The following is a 13,266-nucleotide window of genomic DNA, read 5'->3' as shown; positions in this document are numbered from 1 at the left end:
CGAGACGCTTATGGTTACGACGCGCGGCGATCTTCAGCCCGCAGACATTCGCCCCGAAGATCTCGCGTCTGGAGATTTTCCCGCGCCCTGGACCAGATTCTATCCCTCCGGCGTCCCGCCGGCGACGGACCCGCCGCGCTACCGCCTGCTCGGCGAAGCGCCCGCCGACCTCGCGGCGCGGCGCGCGAACGCCACGGCCTTCTGGACGATCCTGCCGAACGGCTTCAACGGGCGCCTCTCCTTCGCCGAGGTGGACCGCCTGTCCGACACCTTCGCCGCGTTCCTGCGCGAAGAGCTTCGCCTGCGTCAGGGCGCGCGCGTCGCGCTGCAGGCGCCGAACGGCCTCGCCTATCCGGTCGTCGTCTTCGGCGTGTTCAAGGCCGGCTGCGTGCTCGTCAACGTCAATCCGCTCTACACTCCGGCCGAGACGGCCTTCGCGCTTGGCGATTCCTCGCCCGACGTCGTCGTCGCCATCGACATGTTCGCCGACAGGCTCGCGCAGGCGCTGGCCCGGCCCGAGGCGGCGCATGTGAAGCCGCATATCGTGCTGACGCAGGCGGCGAGCCTGTTTCCGGCGCCGGAGCGCCTCCTCGTCGGCTGGGCGCAGAAGCGTCTGCGCAAGGAGATCCCGACGCCGGACTTTCCCGCGATCCCGTTCGCGGAGGCGCTGGCGAGGGGCGCGCGGCGCGTCGCCCGCGGCGTCAGCCTTCGCGCCTATGTCGCCGGCCTCACGCCGGACTCGACCGCCTGCCTGCAGTACACCGGCGGCACCACCGGGATCGCCAAGGCGGCGATGCTGAGCCATCGCAACCTCATCATGAACGTCAGCCAGTTCCTCTGCTTCGTCGGCTCGGCGATCCGCGAGGACGACCATGTGCTGACCGTCCTGCCGCTCTACCATTGCTTCGCCTTCACGGTGAACATGCTGGGCTTCTTCTTCCGCGGCGCGGCCAACGTGCTCATTCCCAATCCGCGTCCGCTCTCCAACCTGCGCAAGGCCTTCGCCCGCGCGCCGATCTCCTTCGTCACCGGCGTCAACACGCTGTTCAACGGCCTGCTGCACGAGCGCTGGTTCGTCGACGCGCCGCCAAAGAGCCTGCGCCTCTCCGTCGCCGGAGGCATGGCGCTGCAGGATTCGGTCGCCAAGCGCTGGGAGCGGGTGACGCTGACGCCGCTGATCGAAGGCTACGGGCTCAGCGAAGCCTCGCCCGTGGTCACGTTCAATCCCGTGCTGCGCGTGAAGCCGGGCACGATCGGCGTGCCCCTGCCCTGGACGCAGGCGCGCGTGGTCGACGCGGCCGGGCGGGACGCGGCGTCCGGCGAGCCCGGCGAGCTCATCGTGCGTGGGCCGCAGATCATGGCCGGCTACTGGCGCCAGCCGGAGGAGACGGCGCTCGCGCTCAAGGACGGCTGGCTCTACACCGGCGACATCGCCACGATGGACGAGGAAGGCTACGTCACGCTCGTCGACCGCCGCAAGGACATGATCCTCGTCTCGGGATTCAACGTCTATCCGAACGAGGTCGAGGCTGCGCTCGGCGACCATCCGGGCGTGCGCGAATGCGCCGTGGTCGGAGTGGCCGATCCGCTGAGCGGAGAGGCCGTCAAGGCCTATGTCGTCCTCGACGACAGGAGCCTCGACGCCGAGGCGCTGCGCGCCTTCTGCAAGACGCGGCTCGCCGCCTACAAGACGCCGAAGCAGATCGAGTTCCGCGAGCAGTTGCCAAAATCCCCTGTCGGCAAGATATTGCGCAAGGATCTGCGCGAGGCGCCTGCGCCGCGCGCCGGTCGAGCTTGAGTGGAAACTTTCGGCGCAGCTCCGGGTTGACTGTTCGCCGGCGCGTTCGCGCCGCGTCAGGTTTCAGGGGAGGACGAGATGGCCGCAACGGCTTTGAAGGCGCTGGTCGCGTCGGGACTGGTCTTTGGCGCGGCGACGGTCGCGCGCGCCGCGGAATTTCCGCTGGGCGCCGAAGCGCCGGTCTACGCCGCCCCGCTTCAGGACCTCGGTTCGGCGATGGCCCTCACCGAAGGGCGCAGCGCGCTGACCAGCCATTGGCTCGGCGCCTGCGCGCCCGCCGACGCCGCCATGTTTCCGATCGGCTCGGACACGCCCTGCGCGCCGGCGCAGATCGGCGTCGCCTTCGATCAGGCCGGCTGATCCGCCTCGAAATCGAGGCCGATGTCGAGGATCGGCGCGCTGTGCGTCAGCCAGCCGACCGAGATGACGTCGACTCCCGTCGCGGCCACCGCCGCGGCGGTCTGCGCCGTGATGCGTCCTGAAGCTTCCGAGATCGCCCGTCCGTCGATGAGCGTCACCGCCTCGCGCAGCGCGTCAGGGGTCATGTTGTCGAGCAGCACGGCGTCGACGCCTTGGTCGAGCGCCTCGGCGAGCTGCTCCAGCGTGTCGACCTCGAGCTCGATTTTCACAAGATGGCCGGCGGCCGCCTTGGCGCGCCGCACCGCCTCCCCGACCGAGCCGGCGAGCGCGACATGATTGTCCTTGATGAGCATCGCGTCGTCGAGGCCGAAGCGATGGTTCGCGCCGCCGCCCGCGCGCACGGCGTATTTCTCGACCGCGCGCAGTCCCGGCGTCGTCTTGCGGGTGCATACGACGCGGGCGTTCGAGCCTGACACGGCGGCGACGATCGAAGCCGTGACGGTGGCGATCCCGCTGAGATGCGAGAGAAAATTGAGCGCCGTGCGCTCGGCGGTCAGGATGGCGCGCGCCGGCCCCTCCAGCGTCGCGAGCCGCGCCCCCGCCGCGACATGGGCGCCGTCGTCATGCTCGACGATGAAGCTCACGCGCGGATCGACGAGCTCGAAGGCGAGGCGCGCGAGCTCGAGCCCGGCGATCACCCCCTTCTGCCGCGCGGCGAGGACGGCGCGCGCCCGCGCGTCGGGCGGCGCGATGGCGTCCGAGGTGACGTCGCCGGCGCGGCCGAGATCCTCGAGGAGCGCGCTGCGCACGAGCGGCTCGAGGAGGAGCCTGTGCGGCGGCGCGAGCGACGGCGCGAAATTCATGCGGTTGCCCTCGCGCACGGGGTTCAGGCGACGAGCCGGGCCGGCAGCCGCTCGGCCTCTTCGATCGCCTCGTCGAGACGCAGCGCGCCGCGGCGCGCGACGGCGGCCTGGCCCGGGTAATCGAGACGGGCGTGCGCTCCCCTGCTCTCCTCCCGACGCAGCGCCGCCACCGCGATCATCAGGGCGACGAGCGCCGGATCGCTCGCGCGCTCGTTGGCGCGCGACAGGGCGAGCAGCGCGCCGGCCGCCTCGCGCAGCCCCGCGCCGTCGCGCAGCACGCCGACGTGCCGCGACATGATTTCCCGCACCGGCGCCGCGTCGCGCGCGAGAGGGCGGCCGGGCGCGGCGAGCGACGCGCGCGACGGACGGGCCGGCGTCCCCGCGACGCTGCGCGCGACGAACTCGCCGCAGACGACGGCCTCGAGCAGGGAGTTGCTGGCGAGCCGGTTCGCCCCGTGCAGCCCGGTGCAGGCGGCCTCGCCGCAGGCCCACAGGCCCTCGACCGAGCTCCTCCCGTCGAGGTCGACCTTGATTCCGCCCATGTGGTAATGCGCCGCCGGGCGGATCGGAATCGGCTGCGTCGCCGGGTCGACGCCGTTGGCGAGGCAGAAGCCGGCGATCGCCGGAAATTTTTCCGCGAAGGCGGTCCCGACCGAGGCGCGCGCGTCGAGGAAGACTTTTCGCCCGGCCGACAATTCGCGGAACACGGCGCGGGCCACCACGTCGCGCGGCGCAAGCTCCGCGCCCGGCGCGCCCTCCATGAACCTGCGCCCGCGGTCGTCGATCAGGATCGCGCCTTCGCCGCGAACCGTCTCGCTGACGAGCTTCAGCGGGAACTGCGGGCCGTCGAGCGCGGTCGGATGGAACTGCACGAATTCGAGGTCGGCCATCTCCGCCCCCGCCCGCGCCGCGAGCGCGAGGCCCTGCCCGAACGAGCCGACCGGATTGGTGCCGTGCAGATAGAGGCCGCCGACGCCGCCCGTCGCGACGACGACGCGGCTACTGGCGATCGCGAAGGGCGCGCCTTCGCCCTGCGCGAGCACGCCGGCGACGGCGCCGTCCTCGACGATCAGGCGCAGCGCCTCGACATTCTCGAGCAGCGTGATCGAGGGCGTCGCCCGCGCCTTGGCGATGAGGGCGCGCATGATCTCGCGTCCGCTCGAATCATGGCCCGCGTGGACGATGCGGCGACGCGAATGGGCGGCTTCGAGCCCGAGCGCCAGGCGGCCGGCGGCGTCGCGGTCGAAGGGCGCGCCGAGCCGCGCGAGACGCTCGATCGCCGCCGGCGCGGCGGAAAGGATTTTTCGCGCGGCTTCAGCGTCGACGAGGCCGTCGCCGGCCTTCAGCGTGTCGGAAAGATGCAGCTCGACGTCGTCGTCGGGGCCGACGCTGGCCGCGACGCCGCCCTGGGCCAGCACGCTGGAGGCCTGCGCGCCCAGCGCCTCCTTGCTCAGGAGGACGACCGGCGCCGGCGCGAGCGCGAGCGCGGTCGAGAGCCCGGCGAGGCCCGCGCCGATGATGATGCATGCGCCCGTCGCGTCCATCGCGTTGGTCCTGAAGGAAAAGAAGGCGGCGCGCTCGCCACTCATTTGCGCTTACTTGACCTGGAGCATCCGCTCGACGGAGAGTCGCGCGCGCTCGGCGACGGTGGGGTCGATCGTCACCTCGTGCTCCATGTTCTCGAGCGCGCGGCGAATGTTCTTGAGCGAGATCCGCTTCATGTGCGGGCACAGGTTGCACGGCCGCACGAAGTCGAGGCTCGGGTTCAGCAGGGCGAGGTTGTCGCTCATCGAGCATTCGGTGAGCAGCACCAGCCGCTCCGGCCGCTCGCGTCCGACATAGGCCTGCATGGCCGCGGTCGAGCCGGAGAAATCCGCCTCGGCGACGACCTCGGGCGCGCATTCAGGATGCGCCAGCACGACGACGCCCGGATAGTCCTCGCGCAACTCGCGCACGTCGGCCGCGGTGAACAGCTCGTGCACCTCGCAGCGCCCGCGCCACGGAATGATCTCGACGCCGGTCTGCGCCGCGACGTTGCGGGCGAGATATTCGTCCGGGATCATGATGACGCGCGGAACCCCGAGCGACTCCACCACCTCCCTGGCGTTGCCCGAGGTGCAGCACACGTCGGATTCGGCCTTCACCGCCGCGGAGGTGTTGACGTAGGTCACGACCGGGACGCGCGGATGGCGGGCGCGCAGGCGGCGGACGTCCTCGGGCGTGATCGATTCGGCGAGCGAGCAGCCGGCCGCCATGTCGGGGATCAGCACGGTCTTCTCGGGATTCATCAGCTTCGCCGTCTCGGCCATGAAATGCACGCCGGCGAGCACGATGACGTCGGCGTCGACCTTCATCGCCTCGCGCGCCAGGGCGAGGCTGTCGCCGACGATGTCCGAGACGCAATGGAAGATTTCCGGCGTCTGGTAGTTGTGCGCCAGCACGACGGCGTTGCGCTGGCGCTTGAGCGTCATGATGGCGTCGATGTCGGCGGCGTATACGGGCCACTCGACGGCGGGAATCGCGTGGCTCACCCGCGCATAGAGATCGCGCGACGCGGGCGCCGCCGGACGGCTCTTGAGAGCGAGCGCGGCGCCGCCGCGGGAATCGATGCGCGCAGTCTCCGCCGGCGAAGCCATAGGCTTATACTCCCCTTGAGCATTATTGCCCTATATGCTGGGGATGAGCATAAGTTTTGTCAAGCCCGTGAAATCGGCAGCTTGGTTCCGACGACGGCGCGCTCGGCGACGACGGCGCGGCGGAAGCGGAACAGCTTGGCCGGCCGTCCTCCGGTGTCCTGCGCCGCTTCGCCGGTCTCCTCGACCAGCTCTTGCTGCTCGATCAGGCGGCGGAAATTCTGCTTGTGGACAAGACGCCCGGCGAGCGCCTCGACGCAGCGCTGCAGCTGCAGCAGCGTGAACGTCTCGGGCATCAGCTCGAAGACCACGGGGTGATATTTGATCTTGGCGCGCAGGCGCGCGATCCCCGTCGCCAGAATGCGGCGATGGTCGAGGATCATCCAGCGTCCGCCGCGCGCGTCGGGCGGCTCGCCCGCGTCGCACCCCGCCTCGGCGATGAAGCCGCTCTCGTAGAGAAGCTCGTAGCGCTGCAGCACCAGCTCCTCGTTCCACGGGCGATCGTCGAGTCCGAAGGCGATCGCGGCGCGCTGGCGCCTGCGCTCGCGCGGGCCGCCGTCGCGCGTCGAGAAGATCCAGCGGCGCAGATGCGGCTCGAGCACGCCGGCGATCATCGCCGGGGCGCCGTCGCGGCGATCCTCCCACGGAAAATAGGCGTACCAGCTTCCCCACGCGGCGTCGGCGACGCCGCCGGCGCGCTGCTCGCGCGTCAGGCCGAGATAGCTGATCGAGATCGCCTGCCCGCCGGCGCCGCCGCGGTCGCGGTCGGCGAAGGTGTAGAGCTGCTCGACATAGCCGAGCGGCAGGCGGGTCTGATGTTCGACCCAGGCGCGCAGGCCCGACTGCAGGGAGCGATGGCCGACCTGGAACGGGCCCGACGGCAGGGCGCGCTGGTCGATGACGAGCACGCGCGGGTCGCCGCTCGTGACCGCGACGATCACCGCGATGAGGTCGACTGCGACGCCGTTCTCCGCGCCGGCGGGCGAATCGGGCTCCGTCGAGAAAAGCTCTTCCTGCGTAATGGTCGACATGCCGTGAAAGCCGGTGAGGCCGATCTCGTCCCGCGCCGACGGGCGGCGGCGAAGACGATTTCGAGCAATTCTAGAGCATCCGCCGGAAAAGCGGCAGCGGTTTCCGGCGACGAGGCGTCGGGACGCCGGAAGCGGGCGCGGCGACGACGCCCTCAGCCGAGGTCGAGCTCGAACGCCGCCGGCGCGTGGCGAGGCCGCCGCCAGGGCGCGACATAGACGGCGTCGGCGCGCAGGGTCATGGCCGCCGCCTCCGGATGGGCCGCGAGCCATGCGCGGACGGCGCGGTTGATCCGCCGCCGCTTCTGCGGCGTGATCGAGAGCCGCGCGGCCTCGAGCTCGGCGCGCGCCTTGACCTCGACGAAGGCGATGGTGCGTCCCCGCCGCGCGACGACGTCGATCTCGCCGCCCTTCACGGCGAAGCGGCGGTCGAGGATCGCGTAGAATTTCAGGCGCAGCCAGAGGATCGCGGCCCGCTCGGCGAGGAGCCCCTGGCGCAACGAAAGGCGGCGCGCCGCCGCGTCGCGCATCGGCCTAGCGCCGCTGTCCGGCGAGCTCGATCGCCCGCGCGTAGATCTTGCGCCGCGGCTCTCCGGTCGCCGCCGCCACCGCGGCGGCCGCGTCCTTGACCGACAGCGTCTCGAGCGCCTCGCCGAGCCGCGCGTCGATTTCGGCCGGGTCGAGCGCCTCACGCTCCTGCGGAGGACCAACGAGCACGACGATCTCGCCCTTCGGCGGCCCCTCCGCCTGCAGCGCGGCGGCGAGCTCGGGCAGCGGCGCGCGGCGCACGGTCTCATAATATTTGGTCAGCTCGCGCGCGAGCGCGGCGTCGCGCGGGCCGAGCGCCTCGGCGAGGTCGGCGACCATCTCGACGACGCGGCGCGGCGATTCGAAGAACACCAGCGTTCCGGGAATGGCGGAAAGCGCGGAGAGGCGCTCGCGCCGCGCGGCCGATTTCGGCGGCAGGAAGCCCTCGAAGAAGAAGCGGTCGGTCGGCAGGCCGGCGACGACGAGGGCGGCGAGCACGGCCGAGGCGCCGGGCACGGAGATCACCTCGACGTTCTGGGCCAGCGCCCCGGCGACGAGCCGATAGCCCGGATCGGAGACGAGCGGCGTGCCGGCGTCCGAGACGAGCGCGAGCGCCGCGCCGGACGCGAGGCGCGCGAGCAGGTGCGGACGCATGACCGCGGCGTTGTGCTCGTGATAGGCGACGAGCGGCGTGGCGATGCCGTAATGGGCGAGCAGGGTCTTCGTCACCCGCGTGTCTTCGGCGATCACCGCGTCTGCCGCGGCGAGGGTCGACAGCGCCCGGAAGGAGATGTCGCCGAGATTGCCGATCGGCGTCGCGACGACGTGGAGTCCCTTGCGGATGGGCTCGACCTCGGCGCGCAGGCCGAAGGCGGTGAAGGCGCCGGAGCCGCGGCCTTTCTCCACGGCCTCGACGCCGCGTTCCGTCCCGACGATGTCCATGGTTCGCCTCGCGCCGCTGAATTTAGGTGAACGCCGGTTCTGTCGTTCGTTATTTCATATCGTGTGTTCTGTTTATAGAACAGCGTCGCGGATCGCGCAATGCGCCCGCATGCTCTATCGGTTGCGTCCGCCGCGATTTTATGACTGAAACTGTCGCAGGGCCGGCGCGAGGCCGGCTCCTGGCGAACTGGATGTGGACGGCCTCATGAGTATGGCTCGATGACGGCTTCGCGACGCCTCGCGGCTCGGGCGGCCCGTGCAGGCGCGCGTCTTGGCGGCGCGCTCGGGCTGTGCGCGCTCCTCGCCGCCTGCGGTCCGAACGGCGGCTCTCCGCTCGCGCGAGCGCCCGTCGGGCCGGTCGCCCAAAGTCCATTGCCGCCAGCGTCTCCCGCCGCGCCTGCGGCACCAAGCGAAAAGATCGGCTCCGGTCCGGTCAAGGTCGGCCTCGTGCTGCCGCTGACGCAATCGACCGGCGCGCCGAGCGTCGTCGGAACCTCGTTGCGCAACGCCGCCGAGCTCGCCCTGACCGAGGCGGGCGCCGACGACATCACCCTCATCGTCAAGGACGACAGGTCGAGCGCCGACGGCGCGCGGGCCGCAGCGCAAGAGGCGCTGGGCGAGGGCGCGGACCTGATCGTCGGCCCGCTGTTCAGCCCGAGCGTGCGCGAGGTCGGCCGCGTCGCGCGCGGCGCCGGCAAGCCGGTGATCGCCTTCTCGACCGACTCTTCGACCGCCGGCGGCGGCGTCTACCTCCTGTCGTTCCTGCCCGACACCTACGTCGACCGCGTGATCGACTACGCCGCCTCGCGCGGCAAGAAGTCGATCGCCGCCCTCGTTCCCGAGAACGACTACGGGCGCGTCGCCGAGGCCGCCTTCCAGCAGGCCGCGGCGCGCAACAACATGCGGGTCATGGCGATCGAGCACTATACGCCGCAGACCCTCGACGCGGCGGCGGCGAAGATCGCCGGGCTCGGCGACCAGATCGACGCCCTGTTCATCCCCGAGCAGGCCGACGCCATGCCGGCCGTCTCGCAGGCCCTGACCTCCGCCGGGGTGAACGGAAAGAAGGCGCAGATTCTCGGCACCGGACTATGGAACGACGCGCGCGTGCTGAAGCTTCCCGCGCTGCAGGGCGCCTGGTTCTCGGCCCCCGAAAACGGCGGCTACAACGCCTTCATCACCCGCTACAAGGCCAAGTACGGCTCCGATCCGGCCCGCATCGCGACGCTCGGCTATGACGCGGTCTCGCTCGCCGCGGCGCTCGCCCACACGCAGGGCGGCCAGCGCTATTCCGAGGCGACGCTGACCAACCGCGCGGGCTTCAACGGCGCCGACGGCGTGTTCCGCTTCCAGCCGGACGGCGCGAACGAGCGGGGACTTTCCGTGCTCGAGATCGCCTCCGGCGCGACGACCCCGGTCAGCCCGGCGCCCAAATCCTTCGCCGGCGCGACCTGAGGAGCGCCTGAGCGCCGGAACCCCCGCGCGTCCGGCGAGTTGGCGCTCCTCCCGACACGGAGGCCCGCGCCTTGACGACATTCGCCGTTTCCCCCGCCGCGCCGCAGCCGCCGACGCCCCCCTTTCCCGGGCCGGACGTGACGCCCAACATCCCGGAGCCGCCGAAAGGCCCCGACATCCCCCCGCCCGATCCCGCGCCCATTCCGGCGGAGATTCCGGGCGACGCGCCGCTGCCGCCGATCACGGATCCCGTTCCGCCCGACCCGGCTGATCCGCAGTCCCCGCCGCTGCGCGTATGAGCGCGCATCCAACCTCCGGCGGACGCGGAACCAAAACTTCCGGCCGCCCGTTTGCTGGTCGATCCCGCACACAAATGGAGGGCGTCCGTGCCGCTCACCACCATTCTTCTGATCATTCTCATATTGATGCTGATCGGCGCTTTCCCCTCCTGGGGCTACAGCCGAAGCTGGGGCTACGGCCCGTCCGGCGTGCTAGGGGTGATCGTCGTCATCCTTATTATCGTCATCCTGACGCGCGGCGGCGTATAAGCCTCGCGGCGCCGGGCGGCCCGCAGGCGGCCCGGCGCAAATTCTCCCGCCCGTCTCCCTTACATGCAAAGGCATGGATCGACTTATGATCGACACTCGCCCCCTCGAAGAAGCCTCCAAGGATTTCGCCGCCGACCTCGCAGCGCTGCGCGAGGACATCGCCAAGCTCACGGCGTCGGTGTCGCAGATCATCAAGAATGAAGCCGCCGCGAAGTCCGAGACAGTGTATGGCGTCATGGACAACGCCAAGCAGAAGCTTTCCGACGGCGCTTCGGACGCCAAGGGCAAGCTGTCCGACGCGAGCGCCGAGCTCGAGGCCTCGATCGAGCGCAACCCGCTCATGGCGGTGTTGATCGCGCTGGCGACCGGCCTCGTCATCGGACTGATCAGCCGCGGCAAATGACGCCGGCGCGAACGCCGCGCCCAAGCGAAGGTCCTCACGTGAAAGCCTATCTGAAAAGTCTCGCCGGCGAGGCCGCGCAACCGGTCGAGGACATGCTCGGCCGGCTCGTCATGTCCTTCGCCTTCGTCGCCATGGCGGTCGGCTGCGTCATCGCCGCCTTGGCGTTCCTGACCGCAGACCTGTTTCTGTATCTCGAAAGCGTGTCGAGCACGATCGTCGCGGCCGGAGCGGTCGCGGCGGTCTATCTGGTTCTCGCGTTGATCTTCTTCATCGTGGCGTTCCGCAAGCCCGCGAAGCGCGCCGATCCGGTCGACGCGCCGCCGGCGGCCGACGCCCCCAGGGTCGCCGCCTTCGCGAAGCCTGCGGCGGCCGCGCAGCCGGGCGAGGCGCCGCGCCTGTTCGACGTCCGCTCCTCCTCGGCGCGGCCGTCGCGGGCGCAGTTCGCGGCCAACATCGACGCGGCCGTCGCTCCGGTCGTCAGCGCCATGCGCGAGGCCGGCATGCAGAAGGAGGCGCAGGCGGTCGAGGCGGGAGGCGAGGTGGCCAAGACCCTGCCGCCCTACGCCCTGATTCTGGCCGCCGTCGGCGCAGGAGTCTTTCTCGGGCGCACCATGACGACGAAGAGAAAGCTGTTCTGATTGGGCGCTGCGGCGCTCCCGCCATAAACAAAAGGCCGGCGCCCGCGCCGGCCTTTCCGTTTCTGCGAGGTCCTTTGGATCAGGCCGGCACGCTCGACTTCGGCTCCTCCTTGCGATGCGACTTGCGGTCGAAAAACAGCGCCTGGCTGATCACCGCCTTCAGGCTGTCGACGCCGAAGGGCTTGGTGATGAGGAAGGCGGGCTCCGGCGGCGCGCCGGTCAGGAAGCGCTCGGGATAGGCGGTGATGAAGATCACCGGCACGGAGAAGGAGCCGAGGATTTCGTTGACGGCCTCGAGCCCCGAGCTTCCGTCGGCGAGCTGGATGTCGGCGAGGATGAGCCCGGGCCGCTCCCTAGCCACCGCCTCCACGGCCTCCCTGTGCGTGCGCGCGACGGCGATCACGCGATGGCCCTGCTCCTCGACGAGGGTCTGCAGGTCGAGCGCGATGAACGGCTCGTCCTCGATGATCACGACGTCGGTGCGGATCTGGTTGGCGATCTCCTTGCCGGCGGCGTCGATGAGCGCGCCGGCCTCCTCGACCGTGCAGCCCAGCGCTTGCGCCGTTTCGGCCGTCGAGAAGCCTTCGAGCGAGCTGAGCAGGAAGGCGATGCGCGGACGCAGCGTGATCGCCTCGAGATTTCGATGCGCGCCGCGCTCGTCGGCGGAGAAATCGAGGTCGTCGACATGATCGTTGACCGGCGCCGAGCGCCACACCTTGAGGAACAGACGATACAGGGCGGTCCGGACATCGTCCGCGCCCTCGAATTCGGACGGGTCGGCGACGATCGCCTCGAGCGTCGCCAGCACGTAAGCATCTCCGCCCGCCTGCGATCCCGTCAGCGCGCGGGAGAACCGGCGCAGATAGGGAATATGCGAGGAGATCGCCTGGGATATCGACATAAATCTACGCCTCTACCGGATGAGAGCGCTGCGGGCGGCCGCGGACGAAACTGCGCCGCAGCAGTTGCTCTTCGGAAATGCCGGCGCCGCCGAAATGGTTCCCGCGTCAGGAACCTTCGCGACCCCGCCGCGTTGGGCAGCCGAGGCTTGGCGGGCGGCGCGGGCGGCACAGACCCGAAACGCCGCGCGGCGAGCGCACAGGCCCGGATGTGGTCGAGCAAGGGTTGAGATCGTGACGAAACTGCCTAAATCCGGACTTGAACGCTCGAAAAGCGGCGGCGCGGCGGAGGCCCTGCTCGAAGACGCCGAAATTCTCCCGCTGCGCTTTTCCTCCACGTTCGGCCGCGGCTCTTGCGACGAGGCGAGAGGCCTCGTCGACCAGATCGGCCTCAGCCTGCGCACGGCTTATAATGACGTGCTGGCACAGCCGGTGCCCGACCGATTCTTCGACCTGCTGCGGCAGCTCGAGACGGCCGGGCCCAGAGGCAAGAAGGACGCGCAGTGACCGTCGACCAGAAAGACCTGCTCGAAAAAGACCTGCTCGAAGACGACGACCCGGCGGACGCGCCGGCGCCGCCCGTCGCCAGCGCGCAGATGACGGCCGACATGCTGGCCGTGATCCCCAATCTTCGCGCCTTCGCCGTGTCGCTTTGCGGCAACCTCGACCGCGCCGACGACCTCGTTCAGGAAACCCTCGTCAAGGCGTGGAGCAAGCTCGGCTCCTTCGTCGAGGGCACCAACCTGCGCGCGTGGCTCTTCACCATCCTGCGCAACATCTACTATTCCGAATACCGCAAGCGCCGCCGCGAGGTGGCGGACTCCGACGGCGCGATCGCCGGCAAGCTCGCGACCGCCCCGGCGCAGAACAGCCACATGGACATGCTGGACTTCCGCGAGGCTCTGCAGCGCCTTCCGGCCGACCAGCGCGAGGCGCTGATCCTGATCGGCGGCTCCGGCCTCTCCTACGAGGAGGCGGCGGGCGTCTGCGGCTGCGCCGTCGGCACCATGAAGAGCCGCGTCAACCGCGCGCGCAGCCGTCTCGCCGACCTGCTCTCGATCAGCTCCTCCAGCGAGTTCGGCGACGACGGCGACTGGCAGGCGACCGATCCGCTTCTCGCCGGCCAGCGCTATTCGCGCGGCGGCGGCGAATGAGCCTGACGGGCGAGCGT

General features: G+C 70.4%; 16 protein-coding genes. 9 read left to right on the top strand and 7 right to left on the bottom strand.

Features of this window, described 5'->3' with window-relative positions; translation table 11 throughout:
* The first annotated feature begins 10 nt into the window (after window positions 1-10).
* Together ACE3OG_RS09425 and ACE3OG_RS09420 are read left to right on the top strand one after the other, a co-directional pair.
* Window positions 11-1,798, top strand: coding sequence for an AMP-binding protein (locus ACE3OG_RS09425; protein ID WP_374307937.1), 1,788 nt, complete (start codon window positions 11-13; stop codon window positions 1,796-1,798).
* A gap of 78 nt (window positions 1,799-1,876) precedes the next feature.
* On the top strand, window positions 1,877-2,158 hold the full coding sequence (locus tag ACE3OG_RS09420; protein ID WP_374307936.1) for a hypothetical protein: 282 nt from the start codon (window positions 1,877-1,879) through the stop codon (window positions 2,156-2,158).
* Here ACE3OG_RS09420 and nadC read toward each other — a convergent pair.
* The 6 genes from nadC to rsmI form a co-directional block, all read right to left on the bottom strand.
* A complete protein-coding gene (gene nadC / locus ACE3OG_RS09415) occupies window positions 2,146-3,021 on the bottom strand; it encodes a carboxylating nicotinate-nucleotide diphosphorylase (RefSeq protein ID WP_374307934.1) in 876 nt (291 codons plus the stop codon). The two genes, ACE3OG_RS09420 and nadC, sit on opposite strands and share 13 nt — an antisense overlap.
* A gap of 23 nt (window positions 3,022-3,044) precedes the next feature.
* Window positions 3,045-4,610: an L-aspartate oxidase gene (locus ACE3OG_RS09410; protein ID WP_374307932.1), complete on the bottom strand. Its 1,566-nt coding sequence runs from the start codon at window positions 4,608-4,610 to the stop codon at window positions 3,045-3,047.
* Window positions 4,611-4,616: 6 nt separating this feature from the next.
* The gene (gene nadA, locus ACE3OG_RS09405; RefSeq protein WP_374307930.1) at window positions 4,617-5,657 is read right to left on the bottom strand and encodes a quinolinate synthase NadA; all 1,041 of its coding nucleotides are present in this window, start codon (window positions 5,655-5,657) and stop codon (window positions 4,617-4,619) included.
* Between the two features lie 59 nt (window positions 5,658-5,716).
* A complete protein-coding gene (locus tag ACE3OG_RS09400) occupies window positions 5,717-6,685 on the bottom strand; it encodes a hypothetical protein (protein ID WP_374307928.1) in 969 nt (322 codons plus the stop codon).
* Window positions 6,686-6,837: 152 nt separating this feature from the next.
* A complete protein-coding gene (locus tag ACE3OG_RS09395; protein WP_374307926.1) occupies window positions 6,838-7,212 on the bottom strand; it encodes a YraN family protein in 375 nt (124 codons plus the stop codon).
* Window positions 7,213-7,216: 4 nt separating this feature from the next.
* Complete coding sequence (gene rsmI, locus ACE3OG_RS09390; protein ID WP_374307924.1) at window positions 7,217-8,152, bottom strand: 16S rRNA (cytidine(1402)-2'-O)-methyltransferase; 936 nt, start codon at window positions 8,150-8,152, stop codon at window positions 7,217-7,219.
* Between the two features lie 219 nt (window positions 8,153-8,371).
* On the opposite strand from rsmI, the gene ACE3OG_RS09385 reads away from it, so the two are divergent.
* The 5 genes from ACE3OG_RS09385 to ACE3OG_RS09365 all read left to right on the top strand — a co-directional run bounded on the left by ACE3OG_RS09385 (window position 8,372) and on the right by ACE3OG_RS09365 (window position 11,196).
* Window positions 8,372-9,607, top strand: coding sequence for a penicillin-binding protein activator (locus tag ACE3OG_RS09385; protein WP_374307923.1), 1,236 nt, complete (start codon window positions 8,372-8,374; stop codon window positions 9,605-9,607).
* A 71-nt stretch (window positions 9,608-9,678) separates the two neighbouring features.
* Window positions 9,679-9,906: a hypothetical protein gene (locus tag ACE3OG_RS09380; protein WP_374307921.1), complete on the top strand. Its 228-nt coding sequence runs from the start codon at window positions 9,679-9,681 to the stop codon at window positions 9,904-9,906.
* Window positions 9,907-9,993: 87 nt separating this feature from the next.
* The gene (locus ACE3OG_RS09375; RefSeq protein WP_374307919.1) at window positions 9,994-10,155 is read left to right on the top strand and encodes a DUF3309 family protein; all 162 of its coding nucleotides are present in this window, start codon (window positions 9,994-9,996) and stop codon (window positions 10,153-10,155) included.
* A gap of 85 nt (window positions 10,156-10,240) precedes the next feature.
* Complete coding sequence (locus tag ACE3OG_RS09370; RefSeq protein WP_374307917.1) at window positions 10,241-10,558, top strand: YqjD family protein; 318 nt, start codon at window positions 10,241-10,243, stop codon at window positions 10,556-10,558.
* A gap of 38 nt (window positions 10,559-10,596) precedes the next feature.
* Complete coding sequence (locus tag ACE3OG_RS09365; protein ID WP_374307916.1) at window positions 10,597-11,196, top strand: hypothetical protein; 600 nt, start codon at window positions 10,597-10,599, stop codon at window positions 11,194-11,196.
* Window positions 11,197-11,275: 79 nt separating this feature from the next.
* On the opposite strand, the gene ACE3OG_RS09360 is transcribed toward ACE3OG_RS09365, so the two are convergent.
* Entirely contained in the window at window positions 11,276-12,097 is an 822-nt protein-coding gene (locus ACE3OG_RS09360) for a response regulator (protein ID WP_374307914.1), read from the bottom strand.
* 232 nt (window positions 12,098-12,329) lie between these two features.
* Between ACE3OG_RS09360 and ACE3OG_RS09355 the strand changes: the two genes are divergently transcribed.
* Together ACE3OG_RS09355 and ACE3OG_RS09350 are read left to right on the top strand one after the other, a co-directional pair.
* Complete coding sequence (locus tag ACE3OG_RS09355) at window positions 12,330-12,602, top strand: NepR family anti-sigma factor (protein WP_374307912.1); 273 nt, start codon at window positions 12,330-12,332, stop codon at window positions 12,600-12,602.
* Between the two features lie 89 nt (window positions 12,603-12,691).
* Window positions 12,692-13,249, top strand: coding sequence for a sigma-70 family RNA polymerase sigma factor (locus ACE3OG_RS09350; protein ID WP_374308130.1), 558 nt, complete (start codon window positions 12,692-12,694; stop codon window positions 13,247-13,249).
* The last annotated feature ends 17 nt before the right edge of the window (window positions 13,250-13,266 follow it).

It is taken from the genome of Methylocella sp. (assembly GCF_041905455.1).
In the GTDB taxonomy this organism is placed as follows: Bacteria; Pseudomonadota; Alphaproteobacteria; order Rhizobiales; family Beijerinckiaceae; genus Methylocapsa.
Note: the sequence above shows the minus strand (reverse complement) of the source record. Positions and strands in the feature narration are given on the sequence as shown.

Coding starts and splice junctions, on each gene's coding strand:
- nadA (WP_374307930.1), bottom strand. CDS start 5,657: ATGGCTTCGCCGGCGGAGACTGCGCGCATCGATTCCCGCGGCGGCGCC.
- rsmI (WP_374307924.1), bottom strand. CDS start 8,152: ATGGACATCGTCGGGACGGAACGCGGCGTCGAGGCCGTGGAGAAAGGC.
- nadC (WP_374307934.1), bottom strand. CDS start 3,021: ATGAATTTCGCGCCGTCGCTCGCGCCGCCGCACAGGCTCCTCCTCGAG.
- ACE3OG_RS09400 (WP_374307928.1), bottom strand. CDS start 6,685: ATGTCGACCATTACGCAGGAAGAGCTTTTCTCGACGGAGCCCGATTCG.
- ACE3OG_RS09425 (WP_374307937.1), top strand. CDS start 11: ATGGTTACGACGCGCGGCGATCTTCAGCCCGCAGACATTCGCCCCGAA.
- ACE3OG_RS09395 (WP_374307926.1), bottom strand. CDS start 7,212: ATGCGCGACGCGGCGGCGCGCCGCCTTTCGTTGCGCCAGGGGCTCCTC.
- ACE3OG_RS09360 (WP_374307914.1), bottom strand. CDS start 12,097: ATGTCGATATCCCAGGCGATCTCCTCGCATATTCCCTATCTGCGCCGG.
- ACE3OG_RS09410 (WP_374307932.1), bottom strand. CDS start 4,610: ATGAGTGGCGAGCGCGCCGCCTTCTTTTCCTTCAGGACCAACGCGATG.
- ACE3OG_RS09370 (WP_374307917.1), top strand. CDS start 10,241: ATGATCGACACTCGCCCCCTCGAAGAAGCCTCCAAGGATTTCGCCGCC.
- ACE3OG_RS09350 (WP_374308130.1), top strand. CDS start 12,692: ATGACGGCCGACATGCTGGCCGTGATCCCCAATCTTCGCGCCTTCGCC.
- ACE3OG_RS09385 (WP_374307923.1), top strand. CDS start 8,372: ATGACGGCTTCGCGACGCCTCGCGGCTCGGGCGGCCCGTGCAGGCGCG.
- ACE3OG_RS09420 (WP_374307936.1), top strand. CDS start 1,877: ATGGCCGCAACGGCTTTGAAGGCGCTGGTCGCGTCGGGACTGGTCTTT.